The sequence below is a fragment of the Microbacterium sp. EST19A genome (assembly GCF_019969685.1).
Classification (GTDB): domain Bacteria; phylum Actinomycetota; class Actinomycetes; order Actinomycetales; family Microbacteriaceae; genus Microbacterium.
On record NZ_JAHXYZ010000006.1, the window covers coordinates 91,517 to 116,900 of the forward strand.

The 25,384-nt window shown below is 63.3% G+C and carries 21 protein-coding genes and 1 pseudogene; 14 read left to right on the plus strand and 8 right to left on the minus strand.

The features are described from left to right. Positions 1-4 precede the first annotated feature (4 nt). Positions 5-760: an SDR family NAD(P)-dependent oxidoreductase gene (locus tag LC452_RS21610; RefSeq protein WP_223628977.1), complete on the minus strand. Its 756-nt coding sequence runs from the start codon at positions 758-760 to the stop codon at positions 5-7. Between the two features lie 93 nt (positions 761-853). On the opposite strand from LC452_RS21610, the gene LC452_RS21615 reads away from it, so the two are divergent. Beyond that, the gene (locus LC452_RS21615; RefSeq protein WP_223628979.1) at positions 854-1,471 is read left to right on the plus strand and encodes a TetR/AcrR family transcriptional regulator; all 618 of its coding nucleotides are present in this window, start codon (positions 854-856) and stop codon (positions 1,469-1,471) included. 434 nt (positions 1,472-1,905) lie between these two features. Here the strand turns inward: LC452_RS21615 and LC452_RS21620 are convergent, their stop codons facing one another. Then, on the minus strand, positions 1,906-3,183 hold the full coding sequence (locus LC452_RS21620; RefSeq protein WP_223628980.1) for an FAD-binding oxidoreductase: 1,278 nt from the start codon (positions 3,181-3,183) through the stop codon (positions 1,906-1,908). Between the two features lie 108 nt (positions 3,184-3,291). Next, positions 3,292-4,803 carry an MFS transporter gene (locus tag LC452_RS21625; protein ID WP_223628982.1) on the minus strand — a complete coding sequence of 504 codons (1,512 nt, stop codon included), beginning with the start codon at positions 4,801-4,803 and terminating at the stop codon, positions 3,292-3,294. 926 nt (positions 4,804-5,729) lie between these two features. On the opposite strand from LC452_RS21625, the gene LC452_RS21630 reads away from it, so the two are divergent. Continuing rightward, positions 5,730-6,482 carry an SDR family oxidoreductase gene (locus LC452_RS21630; protein ID WP_223629011.1) on the plus strand — a complete coding sequence of 251 codons (753 nt, stop codon included), beginning with the start codon at positions 5,730-5,732 and terminating at the stop codon, positions 6,480-6,482. A 37-nt stretch (positions 6,483-6,519) separates the two neighbouring features. Then, the gene (locus LC452_RS21635) at positions 6,520-6,930 is read left to right on the plus strand and encodes a cupin domain-containing protein (RefSeq protein WP_223628983.1); all 411 of its coding nucleotides are present in this window, start codon (positions 6,520-6,522) and stop codon (positions 6,928-6,930) included. Between the two features lie 107 nt (positions 6,931-7,037). Here the strand turns inward: LC452_RS21635 and LC452_RS21640 are convergent, their stop codons facing one another. Together LC452_RS21640 and LC452_RS21645 are read right to left on the minus strand one after the other, a co-directional pair. Next, the gene (locus LC452_RS21640; protein WP_223628984.1) at positions 7,038-9,752 is read right to left on the minus strand and encodes a carbohydrate-binding protein; all 2,715 of its coding nucleotides are present in this window, start codon (positions 9,750-9,752) and stop codon (positions 7,038-7,040) included. A gap of 108 nt (positions 9,753-9,860) precedes the next feature. After that, positions 9,861-10,181, minus strand: a complete 321-nt coding sequence (locus LC452_RS21645; RefSeq protein ID WP_223628985.1) for an L-rhamnose mutarotase — start codon at positions 10,179-10,181, stop codon at positions 9,861-9,863. 61 nt (positions 10,182-10,242) lie between these two features. Between LC452_RS21645 and LC452_RS21650 the strand changes: the two genes are divergently transcribed. The 7 genes from LC452_RS21650 to LC452_RS21680 all read left to right on the plus strand — a co-directional run bounded on the left by LC452_RS21650 (position 10,243) and on the right by LC452_RS21680 (position 17,642). Further along, the gene (locus tag LC452_RS21650; RefSeq protein WP_223628986.1) at positions 10,243-10,890 is read left to right on the plus strand and encodes a GntR family transcriptional regulator; all 648 of its coding nucleotides are present in this window, start codon (positions 10,243-10,245) and stop codon (positions 10,888-10,890) included. A 75-nt stretch (positions 10,891-10,965) separates the two neighbouring features. After that, positions 10,966-12,216, plus strand: coding sequence for an ABC transporter substrate-binding protein (locus LC452_RS21655; protein ID WP_223628988.1), 1,251 nt, complete (start codon positions 10,966-10,968; stop codon positions 12,214-12,216). Further along, positions 12,203-13,165, plus strand: coding sequence for a carbohydrate ABC transporter permease (locus tag LC452_RS21660; protein ID WP_223628989.1), 963 nt, complete (start codon positions 12,203-12,205; stop codon positions 13,163-13,165). The genes LC452_RS21655 and LC452_RS21660 overlap by 14 nt, the downstream gene beginning before the upstream one ends. Continuing rightward, entirely contained in the window at positions 13,162-13,992 is an 831-nt protein-coding gene (locus LC452_RS21665; protein WP_223628991.1) for a carbohydrate ABC transporter permease, read from the plus strand. Before LC452_RS21660 ends, LC452_RS21665 begins: the two co-directional genes overlap by 4 nt. A 146-nt stretch (positions 13,993-14,138) precedes the next feature. Further along, positions 14,139-15,911 carry a hypothetical protein gene (locus tag LC452_RS21670; RefSeq protein ID WP_223628992.1) on the plus strand — a complete coding sequence of 591 codons (1,773 nt, stop codon included), beginning with the start codon at positions 14,139-14,141 and terminating at the stop codon, positions 15,909-15,911. After that, positions 15,911-16,702, plus strand: a complete 792-nt coding sequence (locus LC452_RS21675; protein WP_223628993.1) for a ribonuclease activity regulator RraA — start codon at positions 15,911-15,913, stop codon at positions 16,700-16,702. The genes LC452_RS21670 and LC452_RS21675 overlap by 1 nt, the downstream gene beginning before the upstream one ends. Before the next feature lie 13 nt (positions 16,703-16,715). Continuing rightward, complete coding sequence (locus LC452_RS21680; RefSeq protein ID WP_223628995.1) at positions 16,716-17,642, plus strand: aldo/keto reductase; 927 nt, start codon at positions 16,716-16,718, stop codon at positions 17,640-17,642. 250 nt (positions 17,643-17,892) lie between these two features. Here the strand turns inward: LC452_RS21680 and LC452_RS21685 are convergent, their stop codons facing one another. After that, on the minus strand, positions 17,893-19,353 hold the full coding sequence (locus LC452_RS21685; protein WP_223628997.1) for an MFS transporter: 1,461 nt from the start codon (positions 19,351-19,353) through the stop codon (positions 17,893-17,895). A gap of 235 nt (positions 19,354-19,588) precedes the next feature. On the opposite strand from LC452_RS21685, the gene LC452_RS21690 reads away from it, so the two are divergent. Next, positions 19,589-20,050: a hypothetical protein gene (locus LC452_RS21690; protein ID WP_223628998.1), complete on the plus strand. Its 462-nt coding sequence runs from the start codon at positions 19,589-19,591 to the stop codon at positions 20,048-20,050. A 75-nt stretch (positions 20,051-20,125) separates the two neighbouring features. Further along, positions 20,126-20,839 carry an alpha/beta hydrolase gene (locus LC452_RS21695; RefSeq protein WP_223629000.1) on the plus strand — a complete coding sequence of 238 codons (714 nt, stop codon included), beginning with the start codon at positions 20,126-20,128 and terminating at the stop codon, positions 20,837-20,839. A gap of 177 nt (positions 20,840-21,016) precedes the next feature. Here LC452_RS21695 and LC452_RS21700 read toward each other — a convergent pair whose 3' ends face one another. Next, positions 21,017-21,889, minus strand: a complete 873-nt coding sequence (locus LC452_RS21700; protein WP_223629001.1) for a helix-turn-helix domain-containing protein — start codon at positions 21,887-21,889, stop codon at positions 21,017-21,019. Positions 21,890-22,194: 305 nt separating this feature from the next. On the opposite strand from LC452_RS21700, the gene LC452_RS21705 reads away from it, so the two are divergent. Further along, positions 22,195-23,385 (plus strand): glycosyltransferase, encoded by a 1,191-nt coding sequence (locus tag LC452_RS21705; RefSeq protein ID WP_223629003.1) that lies wholly within the window; start codon positions 22,195-22,197, stop codon positions 23,383-23,385. On the opposite strand, the gene dxr is transcribed toward LC452_RS21705, so the two are convergent. After that, positions 23,372-24,451 (minus strand): 1-deoxy-D-xylulose-5-phosphate reductoisomerase, encoded by a 1,080-nt coding sequence (dxr, locus tag LC452_RS21710; RefSeq protein WP_223629004.1) that lies wholly within the window; start codon positions 24,449-24,451, stop codon positions 23,372-23,374. The genes LC452_RS21705 and dxr overlap by 14 nt on opposite strands. 212 nt (positions 24,452-24,663) lie before the next feature. On the opposite strand from dxr, the pseudogene LC452_RS21715 reads away from it, so the two are divergent. Continuing rightward, positions 24,664-25,384 (plus strand): annotated as a pseudogene (locus LC452_RS21715) (Fe-S cluster assembly protein SufB); the annotation flags it as partial.

The following is a 25,384-nucleotide window of genomic DNA, read 5'->3' on the forward strand; positions in this document are numbered from 1 at the left end:
GCGGCTATTGAGCCTGGTCGGTCGGACGAATGAGGATTTCGTTTACCGACACGTGCTCAGGCTGGGTCACGGCATACATGACTGCTGATGCGATGTCTGCCGGCTGCAGGAGTCGGAGGCGAGTTTTCATCTGGGCGGCCATCTCGCGGGTTGTCTGGTCTGTGATGTGACTCACGAGCTCGGTGTCCGTGAACCCGGGTGCCACGACGACGACCCGAACACCCTGCGCGGTCACCTCCTGACGCAACGCCTCGGAGAATGCTGCGACGCCGAACTTCGAAGCCGCATACACCGCGCTTCCTGCAGAGGACACCCTGGCCGCGGTCGAGGAGACCTGCACGACCGTACCCTTGCTCAGCAGAAGATGAGGCAACGCCGCATGGGTTACATACATAGTGCCGAGCAGATTGGTGCGGATCATCGCGTCCCATTCTGCCGTGTCGGCGCCTTGGACCATCCCGGTCAGCATGACCCCGGCGCCGTTGACAAGCACGTCAAGTCGGCCGAATCGCTCCACGGTCGCTGCGACAGCGTGTCGCACGGACGATTGGTCTCCGACATCCATCGTTAGCGGAAGGATCTCGCCGTCCGCGCGGTCAGCAAGTTCCCTCAGCCGATCCCCCCGTCGAGCTCCGATGGCCACGCGGGCTCCGGCAGCGGACAGTGAGAGCGCTATCGCTTCGCCGATGCCTGAGGATGCGCCGGTGACCAGCGCCACCTTGCCGTTCAAGAGCGCAGGCAGGTCTCTTCTATCGGTCATTTCCTTCTCCTTCAGCTCGTTCCACTTAAACGGACCAATAGGTCCGTTTAATCTCAGCATATACGGACCGGTCAGTCCGGATATGCTGGGGCGATGAGTCAAACTGGCTATGAGACGAAGACGGGCGAGGTCGTGGGCGCGCAGCGGCAGGACGCGCAGCGCAACAGGGAAGCAGTGATCGCAGCTGCTCGCGTGCTGCTGGCCCGCGGAGGCGTCGACGTCTCGGTGGCCGAGATCGCACAACGCGCCGGCGTAGGAAAGGGCACGGTGTTCCGGCACTTCGCGTCGAAGGAGCTGCTCGTTGCGGAGGTTGTGAGCGAAGCTCTCGAAGGACTCCATGCTCGGGGTCGCGCCTTGTTGCAGAACCGGGACCCTGCGCAGGCCCTACACGACTTCATGACGGATGCGATCGCCCTCCAGGCGGCGGACAGGGCGTTCTGCGAGATTGTCGCAGGCGCGGAGAGAAACGAGGCGCGGATTCGACGAGCCGTTGAACGTTTGCACGAGCTCGTCGACCAGCTGACATTGCGTGCCGTCGGGGCCGGTGTGGTTCGTCCGGACTTGACCGGCAGAGACGTTGCGCTTCTCCTCAGCGGCATCTATCAAACGGCTGCTCCTTTGGCGTCCGACGAGCCGGAGCTGTGGCGTCGCTACCTTGTGCTCGTGCTCGACGGGCTTCTTCCGAGGACGATGACGCCCCTCCCGAACTAGTGGCTCCGCGACCGACCTCACATCCTTCTCCTCCGCATGGACTCTCATAGTGAACGGCCAGTGGCCTGCAGGCTGTGCATCCTGACCTGCAGCGTGCGCGACTGGTCGAGGGGCCTGAAGATCGGCCGGTGCCTGTCAACAAGCGGCCAACCGATCCGGTTCACACGGGGTTGAGTCGTCCAATGGGGACCGCCCAAACACCCCAAGCGCGACGAAGACTTGATCGGTTTGCTCGAGGTGACCGCGGGTGAATGCGTGTGCACGGCTATGTGCGGTCTCACGGCCACCTCGTGTGGCACGCAAGACGATTCCAAGCTATTCAGAACCGTGAGTGAGACCCGGAACATCAGCATCCCTCGTGCCCCCTGAGGCCGCGAAGACCGGTTGCGATTTCGGCGCTTCGGAGCCAGTGAACGGTATCCGGAGATGACGCGTCACGTCGTTCCGCAGCGACGAGAGCGACCCAATGGTGCGTACGACAGTGGTTCTGGGAATGGGAGGACGTTGTGATTGTTGCGAAAGATGTTTGTAGGGTCGTAAAGACGCTTGACGGCCGAAAGGCGTCGAAGAGTAGCCTCGGGGTACGCTTGTTTGATTTCATCTTGCGTCGCCCCATCCAGGAACCCGACGTACGCACCGTCGCTCCGCGATGAGATGCCCGCCCATATCTGGTCGGCAGAGGCTGAGAACACAGCATCCGCGTCATCCTCCGAGGCGTTCTTTGTAACCGCGATAAGCGTCTCAGCCGTGCGGTGCGCGTAAGCGGTGTCGGTCTCCGGAACCTGTGCGATAGCACCACCAAGTCCGCGGAAAGATATAACGCAGGGTGCTGAGGTTGCAACAAATTCCAAAGCTCTCGAAATGACGCGATCGTTCAAGATTGGCACGAAAGCATTCCGCATCGCCATGTGATCAGCGCGAAAATTGGAGACGTCTTCTAGGACATCGGAGTACGGGGCAATCTTCACGGCTTCTTTTCGCAACGACGTGAGCCTTCGTAGCCTGTCGGTGGCCGATCTTGCAGCACCCTCATCATCGCTTGCGTAACACCAACGCACGTTCACGCTGCTCGACGTCCTGGAGGAATTCACGGACACGGTGAGAACGGTCGTGAGGCGATCGTCGCTGCCTCTTACTTCGTCGGCCCAGCGTGCCACAAGGCCCGCAACATCCACCGGTTCGTATTCAATATCTCCGTATAAGATGTTCTTGATCCGACGCGGCCTGAACGTCAACTGAGTAAGTACACCAAAGTTACCGCCACCCCCTCGTATTGCCCAGAATAGCTCTGGATGGGAGTGCTCACTGGCCTCAACTGTGTCTCCCTGCGCCGTCACGACTTGCGCGCTGACAAGGCTGTCGATCGCGAGTCCCTGATGCCGGGCCATCCGTCCGATTCCGCCGGCTAATGTAAGCCCGGCAACGCCGACACTTGCGGTGTCTCCCGACGAGATCGCCAGCCCATGGGGCGCGAGTTCGTGAGCAACCATTCCCCACGTAGCACCTGAACCGATTCGGACCAGCGGTTCGGCGCCTGGTAATACCGAGACGGTACTCATCCTCGCAGTCTTTAATAGAACCCCAGATGGAGCGAAGGTGTGACCAGCGAGGCTATGACCGCCACCTCTCACGGAGAGCGTGCTGTGGGTCATATGGACAACGTCCAATGCACGCATTACGTCCGTCGGCGTCGAAGGTGAGAATATCCTCATTCTTGTGGTATCGCTTTCCGTGGCGTCATAAGCTCGGATTGAGTCGCCGCGATGACGCAGTCTATTTCGGACGGGAGGGTCAACGCCGCTGCTCTTTCCCGACCCGATTCACTCAAGTGGGACGCTTCTAACAGGACGTATTTTGGAGATTGTCAGACCGAGGATGGCTCCAACAAAACAAAATACCGCATTCGCGATTATGGAGGTGATAAACGCACCCGCGATGGCGTGGGTCGTCGAGCCGCCATCGGCAGCGAAAGCGAAGATCGTGGCCAGGACAGGCGTGCCGATCGCAATTCCCACTTGCTGGCTTACTGTGACAAGTCCAGTCGCTGCGCCCTGCAGTTCTTCCTCGATTTCACTCGTCGCGGCTACAACGAATCCAACCGTCGCGATAAGACTGGCCGCACCCTGTACGACCAGAAGGGCGAGCGTGAGGCCGAGCAGCGTGATACTGGCGGTTGTGAAGATCAAAAGCAGCACACAGAGTCCTTGAAGGGTGAAACCGAACGTAATTGCGCGACCTGCGCCGATTCGCCCGACAATTCTTCCGCCGAAGGTGCCTCCGATGACGGTGCCGAGCCCGAGGAATCCAAAACAGAATCCGGTTTGCAGTGGTGACAAATTTAGGACGTCTTGTAGCTGAATCGTGAGCAAGAACACGAGCGACGTCTCCGTCAGGAACGCGAGAATACCTGCCAAGTTCGGGATTGCTGTGGCACGTTTAGACATCAGTCGACTGGGAAGGAGAGGGCTTGCTGAACGTCGTTCGATGAAGAAGAAGGCGATGAATCCCGCGACACCGCAGGCAACCATGGCGCCGCTCGTCAACGTTCCCCATCCCTGATTGACTGAGTTTGCTGTGCCGTAGACAAGGGCAGTCAGTGAAAGAGTGATTGTGACGGCTCCCCAGAAGTCGAGCCGCTGATTGCGGGTGCCACGGGATTCGGCGATTGATAGCGGGACGAGCAATAGCACGACAGCCGCGATTGGCACATTTACGAAGAACGTCCATCGCCAACCCACTGCATCGGTGATGACTCCGCTCAGGATTGCACCCGTGGTGAAGCCCGCTGCCATAAGGGCCGCATTTAGGCTTAGCGCCCGTGCGCGTGCTGGTCCCTCGGGGAAGCTGGTGGTTATCAGTGCGAGCGCCGTCGGCACCGCCGCCGCGGTGGCCAATCCCTGCAGCGATCGCGCTGCGATCAGAGACGTGAAGTCTGGGGCGATTCCCCCTGCGAAAGAGGCTAGCCCAAGCAATCCGATTCCAAAAAGAAATAGTTTGCGGCGCCCCCAAATATCAGCCACTCGAGCAAAAAATAGAGTGAACCCCGTCGAGGCCAACGCGAAAGCTGTGATGATCCACTGCAAGTTTCCGGGACTGATATCGAACTCTACGCCGATTGATGGCAGTGCCACGCTAAGGATAGAGAAGTCGACGGCCAGCATGAAGCTGGCTGTCAATAGCGATATCAGACCTATTAGCTTTTTTCCGCGGATGGCGGGATTTTCGTTCGCTTCGACCGGCGCGGGCGCGAGATTCGGGTCTGGAGTTCTCATTTTGGTCTCCGGTTCTGGCTGGGGCGTGACGCCAGTGAAACAGAGCGTGTGGGTGGTCACTAGCTAGGTCAGGCTTAGCTGAGTGCTCTCCAACTTGCCGGCGGTCCGGACGACGCGCTTATGTTTCCGCCGCAACGGAGCCCGCGTGAGTGGGGTCTGGTTGGGTGGCGAATGAAGCGAAGGTCGACTGAAAAAAAGCCCAGATAAAGCGACACTTATGATGGTGATTGATCCTGGGTCGGTGGACCGCTGGATCTCTGGATTGAGTTGGCCCGTTCCATCTTGATTTCCCTCGAACCCGGGTGCGCGAGCGCTTCTGCCAGCTGTGCGTGCGCGCGCCCAGAGTCCATAAGATGCGTGTCACAGTATGGATCGCTCATGGTCGACGGACCCGTGCTTGATGCTCGGGAGGTCGAGAATCGCTGATGTCTCCGGTGCTGCGCGACCTCCTGCCCGATAGGCCTTCGGAGAATCCTGCGCATCGAAAGGACCAGAGCCCGACACCAACGCTGAGGAATGCCTGGGACGTCGGTTCTGTGAGGTGTTCTGCGTTTGCTTCGCGCTCCTTGGTCACGCATGTCCAGCACTGCAGCGATACGTGCATGCTTTCATCAGCAAGGTTGCGTTCGAACGGGGCGCCGTTTGCCGGGGATGGTGAGGCGCATGTCGCGGTGGCACACGCGACTACCGAGGTCAAGAAGACTTCAAATGTTTCCAGTCCGGGCGCATGACACGGGTTCACCACTTCAGGCGGGATGTCATCGCCCGGAGAGCCTAAGGGTTGCTCTTTGGACGTCGCGAGATCCGGATCTGCGGGGTGCGGGCCTCTTGTCCCCGCGCTGGTCGGTCACCTTTTGGGGACGGTTACGCCGCTCTCGACGCGACTCCGGGGGCCACCTCACATTCCTCTCGTCTGCCCGGTCTCTCATAGTGAAGGTCCAGCGAGCGGCCGCCAGGCTGCGCTGGCATATCGCGAAGGGAAAACTATGAGAATCGTCATTGTCGGAGGAACCGGGCTGATCGGCACACGGCTCGCCGAAGTCCTGAGTGACGCGGGCCACGATGTCGTCGCCGCGTCTCCCTCGACGGGAGTGGACACGCTGACGGGGGCGGGAGTCCGTGCAGCATTCGCCGGTGCCGATGTCGTCGTGGACATCCCGAACTCGCCTTCTTTCGAAGATGAGCCGGTGATGGATTTCTTCCAAAGGTCCACCCGCACGATCGCTCAGGAGGCCCAGCGCGCGAACGTTGGTCATCACGTAGTTCTGTCCATCGTCGGTGCTGACCGCATGCCGGACATTGGATACATGCGTGCGAAGGTCGCCCAGGAGTCGATCGTCAAAGCCAGCGACACCCCATACACGATCGTGCGGGCGACTCAGTTCTTCGAATTCCTCGCCGGTATCGCGGAAGGAACTGCGGACGAGACGACGGTACGGCTGTCGCCGGTGCTCATGCAGCCCATCGCCGCGTCCGACGTGTCCGATGTCCTCGCGGAGGTCGCCACGAAGCTGCCCACGAACAGCACGTGGGAATTGGCGGGACCCGAGGCGCTGCCGATCGTCGAGTTGGGCCGCCGCGTGCTCGCGCATGCCGGCGACACACGCGCGATCGTCGAAGACCCGGCCATCGGCTACTTCGGCGGGAATGTGAACGACCAGTCCCTGACTCCTGGGAACGACCCCGCCCTGCGCCACCGAATTGCCGAGACAAGCCTCGACGAGTGGCTCGCACGTTGACCTGCATATCCGAAAAAATCACGAGAGAAGTGGAAAAATGACTGAAGAGAATGCCACCATCGACAGCTCCAAGGAGTCTGTCATCACGACGCTCGCCTCCGTGGAGGGAGCCAATATCCCGGATCCGGCGGAAGCCATGACGATCCTCGTAGAGGTTCCTGCAGGCGGTCCGGGAACGCGCCCGCACCGCCACAGTGGCCCCGCTTTCGGTTACGTCATCGAGGGAGAGATGGTCTTCGAGCTCGAGGGTGCGCCGGCGCGGGTCGTTCGCGCGGGTGAGACCTTCTGGGAGCCGGGCGGCGACGTGATCCATTACCAGGACGGCAATAACCTCGACGACGCCGTCACCCGATTCGTGGTCACGATGTTCGGCGTCCCCGGCGAACCCATGCTGACGTTCGTCACGCCGGAGGAGCTCGAGGAACGCCTTCACCGCCGGGCCGTCTGACGCCCGACGCGACCGAGCCGTGCGCGCCCTTGGCCTAGCGGTCAGGGCGCGCACGGCTCTTAACGTTACGAGGCTAGCGTCGACGCGAGCCTGAGCCGATCGCGCTTCTAGCGCATTGCGACCCAGTCGAGGGCGCCAAGCTTCCGGCCGCCCGAAGGGATCAGGTAGACGTCATGCACACCGGCGGTCGCCGCGATGTTCGTGGAGCGCGTCTCGAATCGGGAGGTGGATCCGGTTGAATCCGCGCTCAACGTGCCGATCTTGGTCCCCAACAACGAATCGAGCCGCACTGCGTACTTCGCCCCGGTCGCGTCCGACGCGATCGATGCCAGGAACTCTGAACGCCCCGCCCCGAAGTCGACGTCGCGGAAGACCAGCACATTCGCGCGATCTATCCCGGTGACGACGGTGCCCGTGCCGCCCGCTGCTGTCGACGTTCCCACTTTCAGAAACGCCGACTCCGCCTCCAGATGGGTGCCGGTGGTGAGGAACGCCAGCGAATCCAGATCGCCGACGCCGGCCCATCCGATCGCCTTGACGAAGACGTCATGAATTCCGGAAGTGGGGGAGATGCTCGCGAACTGCTCGGAGAACTTGTCGAACCCCGCGGTCGAGTCGACTCGGAACTGACCGATGACCGGACCATCCGCAGCGTCGATGCGAATCTCGAACTCCTGATTCTCGTACGGATCATCGGTGGCGACCGTCATGCGGACAAGGTCGCGTCCGTCGCCAAAGTCGACACCGGCATAGGAGACCCAGTCGCCGCCATCGAAGCTGCCGACCACGGTTCCGCTCGCGCCGGGGCGTGTCGACGTGCCCGAGCTCGCGGAGAATGACTCCGCCTCGATGTTCGAACCGGTCAGAGTCGCGCCGGAACGCCACGTCGGAGCACCGTACTGGTACGCGCCGGCAGTAGGCGCCGCATCGACCGATCCGTCGCTGTAGGGCGGGCGCGTCGTCGCGGCGTTTCGGGCAGGCGAGTTTTCGCCGACGGTGAAGTCGTGCGTCGCGGGATTCGTGAAGGCCGCGTTGTCGTTGGGCACATTGCCTGCAAGCGTCACGCCGGTCGCGCTGTCCACGTCACCGAGATTGTTTGTAACCTCGATGTCCTCGTACGTGCCGCCGAAGAGACTCAAAGCCTTGCGATCGGTCCCGCTGGTGTTGTTGATCACCTTGGTTCCCGAGGCATGACCACCGTTCGGATTGATGAGGACGACCCCGTAGGTCGTCCGGTTCCACGTGACGTTGTCGGCCACGACGCCGTTGATCGTCTCGAGATCCAGGTAGACGCCCGGCGCGGGGGCGACCGTGGAGACGGGAGCGGCGTCGCGCATGGTGTTGTGATCGATGAGGGTGTCGCCGAGGTCCACGCGGCAGCACACGTAGACCGCTCCGACGTCGTGTACGAGCTTGCCGTAGTGGCTCAGGTCGTTGTAGCCGATGCGGTGTCCGGAGGCATCGTAACCGGCGACCTTGTTGTCGATGTTGATGCTGCTGCGGCCCGTGCCGGTGATCGTGTTGTGCATCACCGAGTTGTCCGTTCCCAGCAGGTTGACGCCAGCGGCATAGCTGCCCATGTAGTCGGTGTCGGTGATGACGTTGTTGAGGACGGTGTTCCGCTCGCCGGTCACCACGACGCCGTTGCCCGCGCTGTAAGCGATCGAGGAGTTGCGGAGCACATTGTCGGAGCCATGGAGTTGGATGCCGCTGGTCGTCTCACCGGCCGTGAGCACATCGCACGGATCGGAGGGGGTGACCGTGTTCGGGTCGATGCCGAGGTCGGCGTATTCGGACACGTAACGGACGGACACCCCGTCGAGCGTGACATGCGTCGTCGACGCTGACGTGAGGATGCTGGTGCCCTTCAGCCCCACCCCGATCACGTTGACGTACGACCGGCCCGACAGGTCGAAGCCGAACTCCCGCTGCTTCGCCTCGATGCGTACTGCTTCGGGATCGCCGTCCGGAATGCGCACATAGAGCGCGTCCGCCTGGTCGTCGTAATGCCATTCGCGGTCTCGTCCGAGCAGCGCGAGCTTGCCGGAGAGGGCGTAGTAGTTGGTCGTGTTCGGGCTCAGCCCGACACAACTGGGCAGTCCGTCGACGGTGACGGAGCCCGGAGCCGACGACGTCACACGACCTGTCTCGCTCACGAACCAGTTGTGCGACAGCAGGCGTGCGCCCACCCAATACCCTTCGGGCTGTGAGAGAGCGTCGTCGCCGAGTTGCGTCTGAGTGCCCCAATCGGCATGCGACTTCGCAGCGTGTGCGGGATCGTCCCCTGCATGTGGCCATGCCGCCTCCGGGGCCATCGAATCATCGATGAAGATCTGCTGCCCAGGGAGCGAGGTCGGCAGCTCCGCGTCCACGCGATAGACGGTTCCGGCGGTCACGGATGCCGCGAACTCGGAGTCCGAGAGTCCCGGGTCCGCTCCGATGAGATCCGCCAGGTCCGCCGCGTCGACCTGTTCCCAGCCAGTGATCTGATCTGATCCGTCGATGACCACATGAGCGCCGCTCGCCGCTTGGAAGGTGATCGGGAGCAACGCGGTACCGCTGCGCCCAGGGGTGACCGTCTCGCGATACGTGCCTTCCGCGATCACACAGGTGTCGCCGGGGCGGGCGACCTCGGCGCAGTGCTGAATGGTGAGGTAGGGCGAAGACGAGGAGCCGCTGTGGCTGTCGTCGCCGGTCTTGGCAACGTACAGGGTGCGGCCGAGCACGCTCGCGCTCGCCGCAGGCGGCGTCAATATTCCCGCACACCCGCCGACCGCGATCGCGCTGACAGCCGCGATCGCGATAACTCTCCGGATCTTCATTGATCAGTCCAATCGATAGGCGATTATCGTCGATCGAAATGAAAGCACGTCCGAGGGGCGGCGTCAATGAGCAATCGCAGGCTCCGCCGCGGCGCCGGGCTTCGAATCTCAGTCGGTTGTCGAATCCCAGACGAGTGCGAGTGGCGACGTACTTTCCGGCGCGTCGTCGACGAGTCCTTCGATGACGGCATCCCACTGCGGATCAACCGGGCCGCGGGCAATCATTCTGTCGATCATGAGCTCCCTGCCATCACGGGTCTCGATGACGTGGAACAAGGTATCGCCGTCGATCCAGATTCGCCACGAAACCATCCCGCTGTCGGTCAGAGCAGTGTGCAACGGCGAAGGGATCTGTGCGTGGACCCGAACGTACGCCGCGGCGGCGCCTGGCCGGAGCCGTGTCCGATATCCCTCAATGACCGTGCCCATCGCTCCCTCTCTATCGACTATCGCTAGTGTGACAGGACCGCGAACGATCGAGGAGCATGAAATGCCCGACACGATGATCAGCAGAGGGCTGCTGTCCGACCAGGTGTACGAGATCATCCTGGCCTCCATTCTTGACGGCAGCCGTGCCCCGGGCACCCGGGTCGTCGAGTCGGAGATCGCTCGCCAGCAGGGGATCAGCCAAGCGCCCGTGCGCGAGGCCGTGAAGCGCCTTGTCCACGCGGGGCTCGTCGAGTCCGTGCCGCGCCACGGAAGCTATGTGACGGATATCTCACAGGAAGAGTTCGCGATCGCCCGCACCATGCGGGCATCCATCGAACGGGAAGCTGCCCGGATCGCGGCGAGCGAGGCGACTTCGTCCGACATCGAACGATTGCGATCCGTCGTCGCACAGATGCAGCGAGCCATCGACTCCGACGACCGCGCGGCGTTCCGCGCGTTGGACGTCGAATTCCACCGCAGTGTGATCACGTCCACCGGCCGAGCTGTGCTAGCGCGGCTGTGGGACACCCTCGAGCCGATGCTGGTGAGTCAGCGAGCGATTGGCGATCCGGGGTATCTCGGGGATAGGAGTCGGGTGGTTTCCTGGCACAGCGACCTCATTGCGGCTCTCGTCGACGGGGACCCTGAGGCGGCTGCGGCGGCTTTCGCCGAGCATGCCTCCGGAGCGCTCGACCACCCGACGGCCTAGTTGTGGCTCGACGTGAATCCGCGCTAGAGTGCAATCGCCTATCGATAGGCGATTGCACTTGATCAAGGAGGATTCATGCGACACAACACCCGACGCGTTGTCGCGCTGACCGCCGTCTCGGCTCTCGGAGTCGTGGTTCTGGCGGGCTGCTCGACGAACGGCGGTGGAGGCGGCGGCGATGAGACAGAGTTGCGCATCCTCGCCAACATCACGCCCGTGCTGACCAAGGAGTATTACCAGGCGCTCGTGCAGCCCTGGGTCGACGAGCACGAAGGCGTGACCGTCACCATCGAGGTGCCGAGCGGGGAGAACGTTCAGTCGACGCTGCAGCAAGAACTGGCGTCCGGTGATGTCCCCGACATCGTCGCAAGCAACCTCGACCCCGTGGTCGCACCACAGCTGCTGGCATTTCCCGACGAAGCGTGGGTACTCGACACGCCACTCGCGAAGGAGAACGCCGTCGATGACAAGATCTGGCAGGTCGCCACGGGGGCGCAGATCCAGTCGCTGGTCTTCTACAACAAGGATCTCTTCTCAGCGGCGGGCGTCACCGAAGTTCCGACGAGCGTCGAGGACTTCACGGCGGCTCTCGCGGCAGTCAAGGCCGCGGGTACGGCGACGCCCCTCGGTACGGCAGGTGAATGGGTCACCGGGGCACAGTTCGCGATGATGTCCAATCCCGCGTTGCTCGAATCGGGTGACTTCTTCACCGAGGTCACGGACGGCGACGCTTCGTTCAGCGACAGTCCGTACGCAGAGTACCTCGACGCATACTCGGGGTGGATCTCCGAAGGGCTCGTCGATCCTGACGCCCTGGGGCTCAAGTATCAGGACTCGATCGATGCGTTCACGAGTGGTTCATCTGCAGCGCTCGTGATGGGAAATTGGCTGGTTCCGTCGATTGACGACGCTGGCGTGGACTTCGAGGTCGGCGTTTTCGCGTCCCCTTCGCTCGACGGCGAGATCGCGCCGCAGATGAGCGGACCGGCACAGCCGTACTCGATCCTGCAGGCATCGCAGAACCAGGACTTGGCGCTGTCACTCGTCGAGTACCTCGTCTCCGATGAGAAGGCCGTCACGGCCTCTCTGGAGTCCGAGGGCAACTTCCGTCAGGGCTACTCGTATGAAGGAAGCGCGCTGAACCAGGAGGTGGGCGCGATTCTGGATGCGGCGCCCGGTCTGGTCATCGGTACCTCGGGTCCCGGCATCCCTGGAGGGTTCGGCGACGAACTCAACAAGCAGGTGCAGGCGCTGTATGTGGGGGCGACCCCGGCGGATGCCGCTGCTGCGCTCGACGCATGGTGGGGCCTCAATGCCGCGCAGTGATGTACAGGCCGGGGTCGGCGGGGGACTCTCCTCGTCGGCCTCGGCCTCGGCCGCTCGACGGCGTCGGCGCGGTCGTGGCCGCGCCGAGTTCCTGGCGGACGCTGCGATGATCGGCCCGGCGCTCGCGCTGGTCGCATTGTTCGTGCTCATTCCGATCGTCATCGCCGCATATCTGAGTTTCACGAACTGGGATGGGTTCACCATTCCGCCCTCCTGGGTGGGCACGCGCAACTACGAGCGGCTCTTCCAGGACCCCGAGGCCTTCCGCGCCGCCACCTATACCGCGGTGATCGCCGTCGTCGGCACGCTCGTGTGCAATGCGCTCGGACTCGCCATCGCAGTGCTCCTCAACCGCAACTCTCGCGTCAACACGGTGATGCGTGTCCTTGTCTTCTCTCCCTATGTCATCGGGCCCATCATCCTCGGGTTTCTCTGGGCCTCGATCCTCGGTACCAACGGCGCTGTGAACTCCCTTCTGACATCGCTCGGCATCGAGCGCGTCCCCTTCCTCGCCGATCCCGCATGGGCGATGATCACGACCGTTCTCGTGATCATCTGGGCGAGCTTCGGACTCAACGTCATCCTGTATCTCGCCGGTCTGCAGACACTCGACGCATCGCTTCTCGAGGCGGCGACGATCGACGGCGCAGGCCCCTGGGCGACCTTCTGGCAGGTGAAGCTCCCCGTGCTCGCGCCAACCGTAACGCTCAACATCGTGCTCGTCGCGATCGGACTGCTCCGTGTGTATGAGATCGTGCTCGCGCTCACGGCCGGAGGCCCCGCCGGGTCCACACAGACGGTGGTGTTCAACATCCTCACCACCTCATTCAGCCGCTCTCAGCTCGGATACGGCGCCGCGCAGTCGGTGGTGCTGATGATCGTCATCATCGCGGTGACCGTCGCGCTCACGCAACTGCGCCGTCGAAGTGAAGAGGCGGTGTCCGCATGACCGCTCGCAGGATCGGCTGGATAATCGCGATCATCGTCCTGGTCGCACTCATGGGTGCACCGCTCTACCTCCTCGTGACGAATGCCTTCAAGACCGAGGGCGATATCGTCAGCGCACCCTTCTCGTGGCCCACCGAGGGGTTCACCCTCGACAACATCATCGCGGCTGCGACGTCCACCGACTTCAACGTGGTCGCCGCTTATGGCACCACGGCCTTCCTGGTGGTGGTCGTGAACGTGCTCTCCATCGTCGTCACCGGTCCGGCGGCGTACGCGATCGCGCGGGGCACCCGGCGCGTTCATCGCATCGTGATGCTGGTGATGCTCGCAGGGCTCTTCATCCCGAGCCAGACGATCGTCATTCCCGTCATCTACGTGCTCAAGTCGGTCGGACTCATCGGTACCATGCCCGGACTCATCCTCTTCCAGACCGCCTTGACCATCCCGACGACCCTCTTCCTCTTCACTGCCTACGTGCAGAGCATTCCGAGAGAGCTCGACGAGGCGGCTCGCATAGACGGGGCGTCACGGATCGGGACCTTCTGGCGGGTGATCTTCCCACTCATGGCGCCCGCGATCGCCACCGCGGTGGTGCTCAACGCCGTGGGAGTCTGGGCCGACTTCGTGAACCCTCGCATCATCCTCGGCCCCGGATCCGGCCTGTACACGGTGACGACCGGCGTCTTCGCGGCCATCAGCAAATACTCCACCGACTACACGCTCGTCTACTCGAACATGCTGCTGGCTGTGGTGCCGGTCATCGTCTTCTACGTTCTGCTCCAGAAGAAGATCATCGGTGGGCTGACCTCTGGAGCGGTGAAGGGATGACGCACATCACGGCGTCCGTGCCTCTTCGTGCGATCCCCCGATGGGCGCTCCTCGAACGAGAGCTGCTGCGTCTTCTCGACCTCGGGTGGAGGCGCTTCGCTAAGAGATTCTGCGAACCGGACGGGAGCCTTCGATACGGAGGGCGCATGTACGGACGCGATGGGGTCGACGACTTCTACGAGCCGTTCTTCAATTGGCCGACGCTGTATCGGCTCGGCGGGGCCGACGATCTCCTTCTATCGGCTAAACGGCATTGGGAAGGCGTCACCCGGCAGATGTCGCGCTTCGGATTCGTCCACGACGAGTACGAGATCGGCTACGACTGGTTCCATCAGGGCGAATCGCTTCCGTTGTTCCTCGGCATCTGCGCGGCTGACCCTGCGGACGAACGGTTCCGTGACCGCGCATTCCGATTCGCCGGGTTCTACCTTCCCGACTCCGAGACCGGAAACTACGACCCGTCGACCCGCACCATCGTGGCTCCGCACACGGGTTCTCGAGGCCCGCGGTGGGGCGTCGGAGAGGACTGGACGGAGTACAGCGCCGATCAGGCGGGCATGGAGATCTACGGGCTCCCGCTGCAGGATCTCGAGGGGATCGATACCTGGCACGACCTGCGCACCCGCGGAGCGGCCGCCCGCATGGGATCGGCCATGCAGGAGCGGATGGGTCGCGGCGACACCGCGGTGAATCTCGCGGCGACGACGCTCGCAGCCAACGCCTGGCTCTACGATCACGACGAGCGCTACCGTGCGTGGGCGCTCGAATACATCGACGCCTGGCGGGAGCGTGCTGAGGCGAACTGCGGCGTACTGCCTGACAACGTCGGCCCGAGCGGACGAGTCGGCGAGCTGCACCAGGGCGCGTGGTTCGGTGGACACTACGGATGGACATGGCCGCACGGCCTCCACACCATCGCCGCAGCCGCGACGGTCGCCGTGCTGAACAGCGTCATCCTCACCGGTGAGACGACTCGGATGGATCTCGCTCAGGGCCTTCTGGACACGGTGCTCGAGCATGCGGAAGAACGCGATCGCATCTCGGGGCAGGGCAGCCTGGGACCCGGGTGGGCGGATCGCCTGGGCGCTGACGACAGCACCGTGGAGCTCCTGGTCCCGTATCGCCATGGCCCACACGGATGGTTCGACTACCACCCGGTGCCAATCGAGCCGGCGATGTGGATGGAGTGGATCGACCACAGCACGGCGGCCCGGGATCTCCTCGATCGGATACGAAAATCGTCCAGCAGTGACTGGCGCGAGGTGCGCTGGTTCCACGACAAAGAGGAACAAGGACATGAGGCTCCCTGGCGCGAGTTCCTCGAAGGACGCAACGCCGACTACCCGGAACGCGCGCTCGAGATGGCGATCGGGCAGGTGCTGCGACGCCTCGCCCTCATCGACAAGGCCGACGAAGCGCCGGCAGATGGCGACATCCATTTCTGGCAGCGGCTGAATCCCGTCGTCACGGAGATCCTGACCCAGCTGGTGACAGGCGCCCCGCCCGCCGTGTACTACGGCGGACTGACGTTCGCCCGCATCCTCATCTCCGACGAACTGAAAGGACGGCCGGGACTCCCCCCGGATGTTGGAGCACTCGTCCGACGCGCCGACGAGGACGCGATATCGCTCGAACTGGTCAACCCCGGCGACGAGCCGCGGGAGGTCCGGCTGACGGCGGGCGGGTTCGGCGAGGACCGGATCGACTCGGTCGCGTTCGATGCCGGCTCGGACTACCCCGGGAGCCCTCTCGTCTACGCGATCCCCGAGCCGACCGTCACCTGGCGAGCCGAAGAGGTCGACGACTCATCGCTGGTCTTGTCGCTCCCGCCTCGGACCCGGATCACCTTAGAACTCGCGATCACGCGACGCGCGAATCGCGCCACCCACCAATTCATCCGCTCGAACCAGGAGAAATAATGAACACCACATCCGAGAGCCTGTCGAACGTCTGGCCGCTGCCTGTTCGTGGTGACGTCTTTCAACGTGCCGACCGCGACATCATCGAGCGCCTGGACATCGTGAGCGCCGCGACGGCGTGCGCGAAGCTGAACGGCATGGGCATCACCCGAACCGCGGTGCAAGGCCCCGTCCCCTTCGAACGAGGGAGCCGCATCGTGGGCTCGGCGCTGACCCTGCAGTTCATGCCGCAGCGCGAGGACATCGCCAGCGGAGTCGACCAAGAGTACATCGAGCGCCACACCGCTCTGTGGGAGGTCCTCGAGACCGTACAGGAGGGTGATGTCCTCGTGGTCCAGGCGTACGGCAGTGCATTCACCGGGTGTTTCGGCGACATGCTCGTGCGGTACTTCAAGCGTCGCGGTGGAGCGGGCATCGTGGTGGATGGCCGGATTCGCGACGCCGCGCGAGTGCGTGAACTCGGCGTCCCGATCTGGTGCACAGGAACCACTCCGCACTATGCCTCGCAGACGGACCTTTTCCCGTGGGCGTACGACGTTCCGGTGGCCGTCGGGGGAGTGCTCGCCCTCCCCGGCGACGTCGTGATCGCCGACGATGACGGAGCAGTGATCGTGCCGCAGGGCAAGGCGCTCGAACTCGTGCAGTCTGCCGAGGATCACGAGAACTGGGAGGTGTTCAGTCGGATTCGGCTGGAAGAGGGCGCGCGTCTGTCGGACTACTACCCGCTATCGACCAACAGCCGCGCCGAGTACGAGGCATGGCGCGACAGCGAGCGCTCGCGGCAGAGCTGATCGGCGCGGCGACGTGAAGTGGAACGCGATCGGCGAGACCGGCGTGCGCGTCACAGAGATGGGGCTGGGCACAGCGCAATTCGGTGATCTCTATGTATCGCTCGAGCAGAGCGATGTCGATGCGATCGTCGATGCCGCCTGGACGCGAGGGATCCGGCATTTCGACACCGCGCCGCACTACGGCCTCGGGCTGTCCGAACGCCGATTGGGTCGCGCCCTCCGGCAACATGATCGCGATGACTATATTGTCAGCACGAAGGTGGGGCGGATCATCGAAGGTGCCGGGGCCGCCGCGCGTCGACGGTGGGACTTCAGCAGGCAAGGGGTGACCGGATCCCTCACCGCGTCGCGTCGACGACTGGGGATCGACCGCATCGATATCGCCTTCGTGCATGACCCGGACGATCATGCGGACGATGCGATCCGTCACGCCATGCCAGAGCTCATACGTCTGCGAGACGCGGGTGACGTCGGCGCGATCGGGGTTGGAACCAAGGATCTTCGGACACTGCTGCGCTTCGTGCGCGAATGCGAGGTGGACGTGGTCATGGTCGCCGGTCGCCTCACGCTCCTCGACCACTCCGCTCTCTCCGAACTCGTTCCCGAGTGCGAAGCGCGTGGGGTCGCGATCATCGGAGCCGGGATCTTCAACAGCGGCATTCTGGCCAAGGAGGCTCCCGACTTACTCTCGCACTATGACTACGCCCCGCCGTCGGCGGCAGTGCTGGAGCGTGCACGCGCCATGGCGACGATCGCATCGCGCCACGGCTTCACGCTTCCCGAGGCGGCTGTCGCATTCGCGCGCCGGCCCGCCCCACCGGTCGTCTCCGTCGCGGTGGGCGCCGACTCCGCCGAACAGGTGGCACGTAACGTCGCCCTGCTGGCGCCCACCGGTGATTCGGACGGACTATACACGGAGGTGCTGACAGCGATCGCGTGATCCCTCCGTGCGTCTGCACGTGCGGCGAGCGCAGACGCACGGGGAGATCAATCGTCCCGCGATCCCGCCGGGGACGCCCGGTTTGCTCGCCTGCCATCGTGCATGGTCGAAGAGTCGATCGGCGCGTCAGCCAGGAGCATCTGCACGAGACCGAATTGATAGCGTTCCATTCCTGGGGCCGTGATGAACGCCGTCGATAGCGCGATTTGCCTGAGGACCTTCAACAACCTCCTCGGGAAGCAGCGCATGGTCATCGCGTGTCCGCAGCCGTGTTCGGTTTGTCCGATCCGTCGTGACCACCGTCCGCATCAGAGGCGCCGCTTCGCCTTCTGATGACGAAGAGCCCGATGGCGGCAATTACGGCGGAGCAAAAAAGCGTCGTGGCGATGACGCTCATCGTGAGCTGCATCGCTGGTCCCATGTGCTTGCCGTGAGCAAGTTGCGTGGCGACGACGGTGCCGGCGATCGCGGGCCCGAGCGCAGCCCCGATCTGTCGGAAAAGAGTGTTGGTCGCGCCGGCCATCCCCGCCAGCTGAGTCGGCACCGAATGGACGGCAACCGATGAAACGGTGCTGAAGACGGCACCGACACCGACACCCGTAACACTCAACGGCCACGCAAGGTCGAAAAGCGTCGCGTCCTCGGGCGCTCCCGAGAGCACCGCTACCCCGGCGGCGGCGATGGCCAGGCCCGCAACGAGGAAGACGCGCGATCCGATCGTCCGTTGCAGATGGCCGGCCACGGGTCCGGTTATGGCGGCGAACAGGTAGAGGAAACCGAGGCGCGTGGCGATCTCGAGCACGCTGAGATGCTGCGAGCGGGTGAGGAAGAGTGTGAGCACGAAAGCGATGCCCACGATGGCGAAGAGGATGGCCATCGCGGCGAGTGCGGAGACAACGAACCCAGCGGAGTGGAAGATGTCCATTCTCACCAGCGGAGCCTTGGCGGAACGTTCGAGGAACACGAAGGTCACAGTGAGCGCCGCGGCCAGCACGAATCCGATCACCGTCTGCGGTGCCCCCCATCCGACAACCGGGCCCTGGATGATGCTGAACACGAGGGCGATGACGGCCACGATGGCGGTGAGCTGCCCGCGGAGGTCCATACTTCTGCCCGGTACCCGTGCGGAGGGTCTCAGGGACACTGCGGCGACAGGAATCATCATCACGGAGATCACCGCCAGCGGCAGGAACATCCAGTTCCAGTCAGCGACGAGAGTCACCACGCCGGCGACGAATGGCCCGAGCCCCGAACCGATCACGAGACCGCTCGCCCATAGGGAAATGAAAAACGTGCGCTGATGGGTTGACGCTGCCGCGTGACCGACGATCGACAGCGTGGATGTGAGAAGCGCGCCACCACCGAGCCCGATGAGAACCTGCCCCGCGTACAACCACAGGAGCCCGTCGGAACCGTCCGGGAAGCCCGACAGAACGCCGATCAGCGAGCCAGCGGCAACCAGGCCGAATCCAGCGATGAGCACTCGCTTATGGCCGAGCATGTCGCTCGCCACGCCCGCGGACAGGACGGCGGCGGCGAGCGCGAGCAGCCCCGATGCGGTGACCCATTGCAGGTCGGATGTCTCTGCTCCGGTGCTCGCCGCGATGTCGCCGAGGATCACAGGAACACCGACAACAGGTAAATAGGCGATGAGGATTCCGAGACACCCGATGATCACGGCGTTGAGCGGACGGGAGGATGTGGAGGTCAAGTGCTGCTCCTTCTCGAACTGATTCGTATCGTGGCTGCTCGCGGAGATACTCCGCAGAGTGGTGCCGAGAGGATGACCGGACAGGGCATCGATATGTGAGGGGACGGATCGGTCGAACCCGATAACGCTGGAAAACGTCACACTTCCGCTCGCTGTCAAGTCTTAACTGGCAACAGGGTCGGATTCGGCAGACGGCTGGACCCGATCGTTCAGGATCAGCTAGGAGGCGACGAACATGAAGACCCTCACACCTCGCACGGACGCGCAAGTGAGAGACGAGCACACGACCTCTCTGCGCGACGTGCTGTGGGAATGGGTTGCACGTCCGACGCATTACTCGGCCGTCCGCAGGCTGAGGAGCATCGCACAACAACAGGACCTCGCCGCCCTCATCTCAGTGCTCCATCCGGACGTGACGGTGGCAGTGACCTCAACGCGCGGAGGCCACGAGAAGACAGTTGTGGCGCGTGGAACCAGAGACGCCGCACCGGTCCTTATCCATGGCTTCAAGGGTGGCCCGGGAGTCGTCGTCGCGGAACGCGCGGTTGATGGTCAGGCGGGGCTGGTGATGACGACTGACGACGAGCTCACAGCCTTGATCACTGTGGATTTCACCGGACGTCTGGTCAGCCTCGTCTGGGTTCGACTACACCCGGATCACCTCCGGCACGGGAATGCATACTGGCTCGCTGACTGATTCCTGTCAGAACAGCAACTCGCCCCGGCCAAGCGTCGCGACGGCGAACCGACAGATCCAACGAAAGGACACACGATGACTAACATCGTCTCTCCGTCGAACGGTCGAGCTTTCAGGGACACCACCGCCCTGACGAATCGACACGGCGACAAGATCGTGACGGCGATCCAGCGGCCGCAGGGCGTCGCGCGCAGCACGTCCGAGGAATCCCGTCGTCTCGATGAGGAGTGGGTCGTCTTCGGCGCCGACGTGGGAGACGTGCACGTTCGTGTCCTCAAGCCGGCCGGCACCACGGGATTGGTGCCCGTCATGCTGTATGTGCACGGAGAGGGATGGTCCGTCGACGACGCCCGCGTCGAAGAGACACTCATCCGAGAGTTCGTCGCAGGCGCCGGTACTGCGGTCGTCCTCGTAGGGCGTCACCCGTCCTTCACCGACCAAGGGCCTACCGTCGAACAGGCTTACGCCGCGGTGCGATGGATCACCGCGAACGGCGCTGCAAAGGGACTGGACGCGTCGCGTCTGGCGATCGCGGGCGACTCCTTCGATCGGAAGGCCGCCGCCGCGATGCTCGCGGACGACGACGGCGCCGTCCGCTTCGTACCCCAACCCCTGTATCGCAGGCCTCGCCACGACCGACAGGATGAAGAGGGCCACTCGGCGTTTCCCGACGGCCCTCATCTCAGTGGAAAAGCCATGGCGTGGTTCTGGGCCCATTACCTCCCAGACCCGGCGAAGGCTGACGAACCGTCCGCATCGCAGGGCACAGATCCGGCCGGGACAACGTGAGCAAGCACGGATCGGACTCGCGCGCGCTGAACATGATGGATCCCTGACCCATCATCGGCAATGCTCGTCGGGATCATCGTGAGCTTCGTTCTCGGTGGCTTGCTCGTGGCCTCGTCCGTGCCGGCCGTCATCAGCCACGACGCTGCCCACGCGCGGGAAGCCCTCGTGAAGTAGATCTCACGTCCAGTTGTACCGACGACGGTATTCTCCGGGCGCGATTCCCCATGAGCTCTTGAATCGTCGTGCGGCGAAGCTTCCGTCGTGCCAGCCGACTAGTCGGGCTGCCGTCGCCACAGGGAGATCAGTAGTGCGCAGCAGGTACGCGAGCCTCTCCACTCTCAACTGTTGCAGGTGACTCAGTGGCGACTGCCCGGTGTCTGCCTTGAAGACCCGAACCAGCTGGGAGGGTGAGAGCGAGACTTCGGCAGCGAGATCCGCGAGCCTCCATGTCCGTTCGAGTTCGGCATGGAGGAGGCTGATCGCCCGCGCTACGGTCGGCCGGTGGACGGAAGCCATCGCGGATTCGGTTGTCTGCGCTGGGCGCGAACCGATGGGTTCTCGTGACAGTGACGGCTCGACTGCAGCCAGCAGTTCCAGCAACGCGGAAACCTGACTGAGGAAGCTCCCTTCGGAGTTCCTGAAACGCTCGAACGAGCTCCGGGCGACTCGAAGAAAGCGGGATGTGCCCTGGAATGTCAGGGAAGCGTCTCTCTGAACCTCTGGCGCGAGCAGCGGCCCGATCTTCGGCAATCGCGACAGCCAGAACAGCTCGTGCCCGAGAAGCTCGCGGCTGATGTACACGTTGGCCACTTCAAGACTCGGCTGGGGAGCGTATCCGTGCCACGTGCCCGGAGCCAGAACTGAGATGACACCCATCGACAACTCGGTCGTCCCTGCTTCCGTGACCTGCAGCCCGCGTCCACTCATCACGACAGACACGAGGGCGAACTCATGCGCGTGAGCGCTGACGGTGCGAGAGATTTTCAGGTGCTCCAAGCGCACTCCGGCGTCCTCTGTCGTGAAGACATCAGATCCCTTGAGCTTGTCCACGGAATGTCGCTTCCTCGTTCGGTTGGCGAGGCGGGCGGCTGAAGGAGACTGTTCCGATCCGGGATGCCGACTCCGTCCGCGACCCGCCCTCCCATGGTAGTCATTGACGTCATCGATGGGAGAGATCGGGTACGACGCCGAACCAAGATGCGCTGCCGGTTCCTATGCATGCGTGCCAGCGGCGCTCGACGCCATACCGCAGGCGGAAGGCTTGATTCCACAGCCACTGCTCGACGCTCCTTCCGCGCGCCGAGTAGCCACACTCTGAGTAGGGAGCTTCTCTGTACACGCGACCCATCAACATCGTGATCGGCTCCGACACCTTCGGTCCGGACATCAACGGCGCAGCGAAGTTCACCGCCCAGCTCGCGGCGGGGCTTGCACGTCGCGGTCATTCCGTGACCGTGGTTGCCCCAGCCGCGGACTCGTCGGAGGTCGGCTACGGCTCCGAACTGCATGAGGGCGAGATCATCGCCGTCCATCGGCTGAAGTCCTCCCGTCTCCGGTCGTATCCGTGGGTGCGGTTCGCGCGTCCGTGGTTCGCGTCGCGAAGCGCCGCGCGTATCCTCGATGACCTTCAGCCTGATCTCGTCCATCATCAGTCGCACATCATCGTCGGCCGTGCTCTGATTCGTCACGCGCGTAAGCGTGGTCTCCCGGTTGTCGGCACCAACCACCTGATGCCGGAGAACGTGGTCGACGCGGCGGGGATTCCCTCCGTCTTACGTGCATTAGTCGTCCGGTATCTCTGGAGAAGCGCGCGGCGGTCCTTCCTCCGTTCGGATGTGGTGACGACACCCACCCGGATCGCCGCGGAGTATCTCAGCAAGAGCGCGGGGATCGAGGATGTCCGCGCGATATCCTGCGGCACTGATGTCGGAGCATTTCTTCCTCAGCCCGCACTCTCCAGCAGCACCGACCTGGTTTACGTCGGACGTCTGTCGAAGGAAAAGAATCTGGAAGTTCTGATTCGAGCTTTCTCGCACCTGGACTCTCGCCTCGGAGCGACTCTCTCGATACTGGGCGACGGCGATGAGCTGCAGTGTCTTCAGGATCTGGTCGTGGAGCTGGGTCTGCAGAGCACCGTGACCTTCTTCGGCGCCACACCTCAGGTCGTCCTTCGCCACCGACTGTCGATGGGGGTGGCGTTCGTCATGCCATCTACCGCTGAGTTGCAGAGCATCGCGACGCTGGAGGCCATGGCATCCGGCCTGCCGATCATCGCTGCTCGGGCGATGGCTCTGCCGCATCTCGTCGACCACGGAGTCAACGGCTATCTGTTCACCCCGGGGGATGAGGATGATCTCGCTCGACGGCTCGAACAGATACTGACCTTGCCGGGAGCGGAGTACCTGGCTATGAAGGCGGCCAGTCTCGAGCTTGTCCGAGAGCACGGCATCGAGCGGACCATCGAACAATTCGAGGGCATCTACCGGACTCTCCTCGACTCGAGGAAAGCGTCGCCGACGTCTCCTGCGAGTCCTAACGGCGTATGAAGCGGGTCGCAGATCGGCGAGCCTCGGTTTCGATCGACTGCAGTGTCTCCATAGCGAAGACCTCCGGGGGCCGATGCTCGTTCAGGACGGCGTCCACGACGTCGACGATGTCGAGGAACCCGATCGCACGAGAATGGAACGCGTCCACGGCCACCTCATTCGCCGCGTTCAGCACCGCGGGATACGAGCCACCCATCCTCACGGCCGAGCGAGCGAGCTCAACTGCGGGGGATCCCACATCATCGAGCGGTTCGAAATCCCAGGAGTGGCTGACAGACCAGTCGAGCGGCTCGACGGCTCCTGGAAGATGATCCGGCCAGTTGAGCGCTGAGGCGATCGCGAGGCGGAGATCGGGACGAGCCGCTTGAGCAATCGTCGACCCATCTACGTATTCGACCATTGAGTGCACCACCGACTGTCTGTGAACCACCACCTCGATGCTCTCGATGGGGACAGAGAAGAGGTAATGGGCTTCGATCAGCTCGAATCCCTTGTTCATCAGTGTCGCGGAGTTCGTCGTGATGGTCCTTCCCATCGACCAGGTAGGGTGCCGGAGAGCATCCTGGGGTGTCACATCTTGAAGCTCCTTCCGCTGTCGGCCTCGGAAGGGGCCTCCCGAAGCAGTCAGGATGAGGCGCCGGACCTCTTGCTGGTGTCCGGCTCTCAGAGCCTGCGCGATCGCTGCGTGCTCGGAATCCACGGGAACGATGCGGTGCGCTCCTGCGTGGGAGGAAAGCAGCGGTCCGGCCGCGATGAGGCTCTCTTTGTTCGCCAGGGCGAGGACACGGCCGGCATCCAGCGCCGCCAGAGAGACGCCGAGCCCGCGGGACCCTGTTACGGCGTTGACCACGATGTCCGCATCGGTGTTCTGCACCAGCGAGACCGAATCCCTGATCCCGAGAACGTTTGGGATGCCACCGAATGCGGCCGCTTGAGACGAGAGCAGGGCGGAGTCATGGCCTGCTGAGATGCCGACAAGACGGAATCGATCTGGATTCGCCGCAATCACATCGAGCGTTTGAGTCCCCACTGAACCGGTCGAACCGGCGACAATTACCTTCTTCACGCGGTCAGTCTGTCAATCGAGTTCCTGTGATGGGGAGTAACCGGGAAGCGTGCGTCGCAGAGTCCGTGTCACGCGTGATTCTGAACGGATTAGGGGTGCCTTACCTGCGCAGAATAGGTCAGTCGGGGTCGACGGGAACCATGCAGGGTCGGGCTGAGCGCGCCTGCACCGTTCCTAAAATCGTCCGCCGCGTGACGCGAGGAGAGTGTGAGATGTCGGATGTTCTGATCGACCGCCCGGAGCTGGACAGCCTGGGGGTGTACGAGTTCGGCTGGCACGATGAAGATGCCGCCGGAGCCATTGCGAAACGCGGAATCTCCGAAGATGTCGTCCGCGGCATCTCGGCTCTCAAGCACGAACCCGAATGGATGCTGAAGACCCGTCTCAAGGGATACCAGCTCTTCGGCAAGAAGCCGATGCCGACCTGGGGCGCCGACCTCAGCGCGATCGACTTCGACAACATCAAGTACTTCGTGCGTTCGACCGAGAAGCAGGCGCAGTCCTGGGAGGACCTGCCTGTCGAGATCCGCGAGACGTACGAGCGTCTCGGCATCCCCGAGGCCGAGCGCCAGCGCCTCGTCGCCGGTGTCGCCGCGCAGTACGAGTCCGAGGTCGTGTACCACCAGATCCGCGAGGACCTGGAGGCGCAGGGTGTCATCTTCATGGACACCGACACGGCGCTGCGCGAGCACCCCGAGTTCTTCGAGGAGTACTTCGGCACGGTCATCCCGGCCGGCGACAACAAGTTCGCGGCTCTCAACACGGCCGTGTGGTCGGGCGGCTCCTTCGTGTACGTCCCGAAGGGTGTGCACGTCGAGATCCCGCTGCAGGCGTACTTCCGCATCAACACCGAGAACATGGGCCAGTTCGAGCGGACGCTGATCATCGCGGACGAAGACAGCTACATCCACTACATCGAGGGCTGCACGGCCC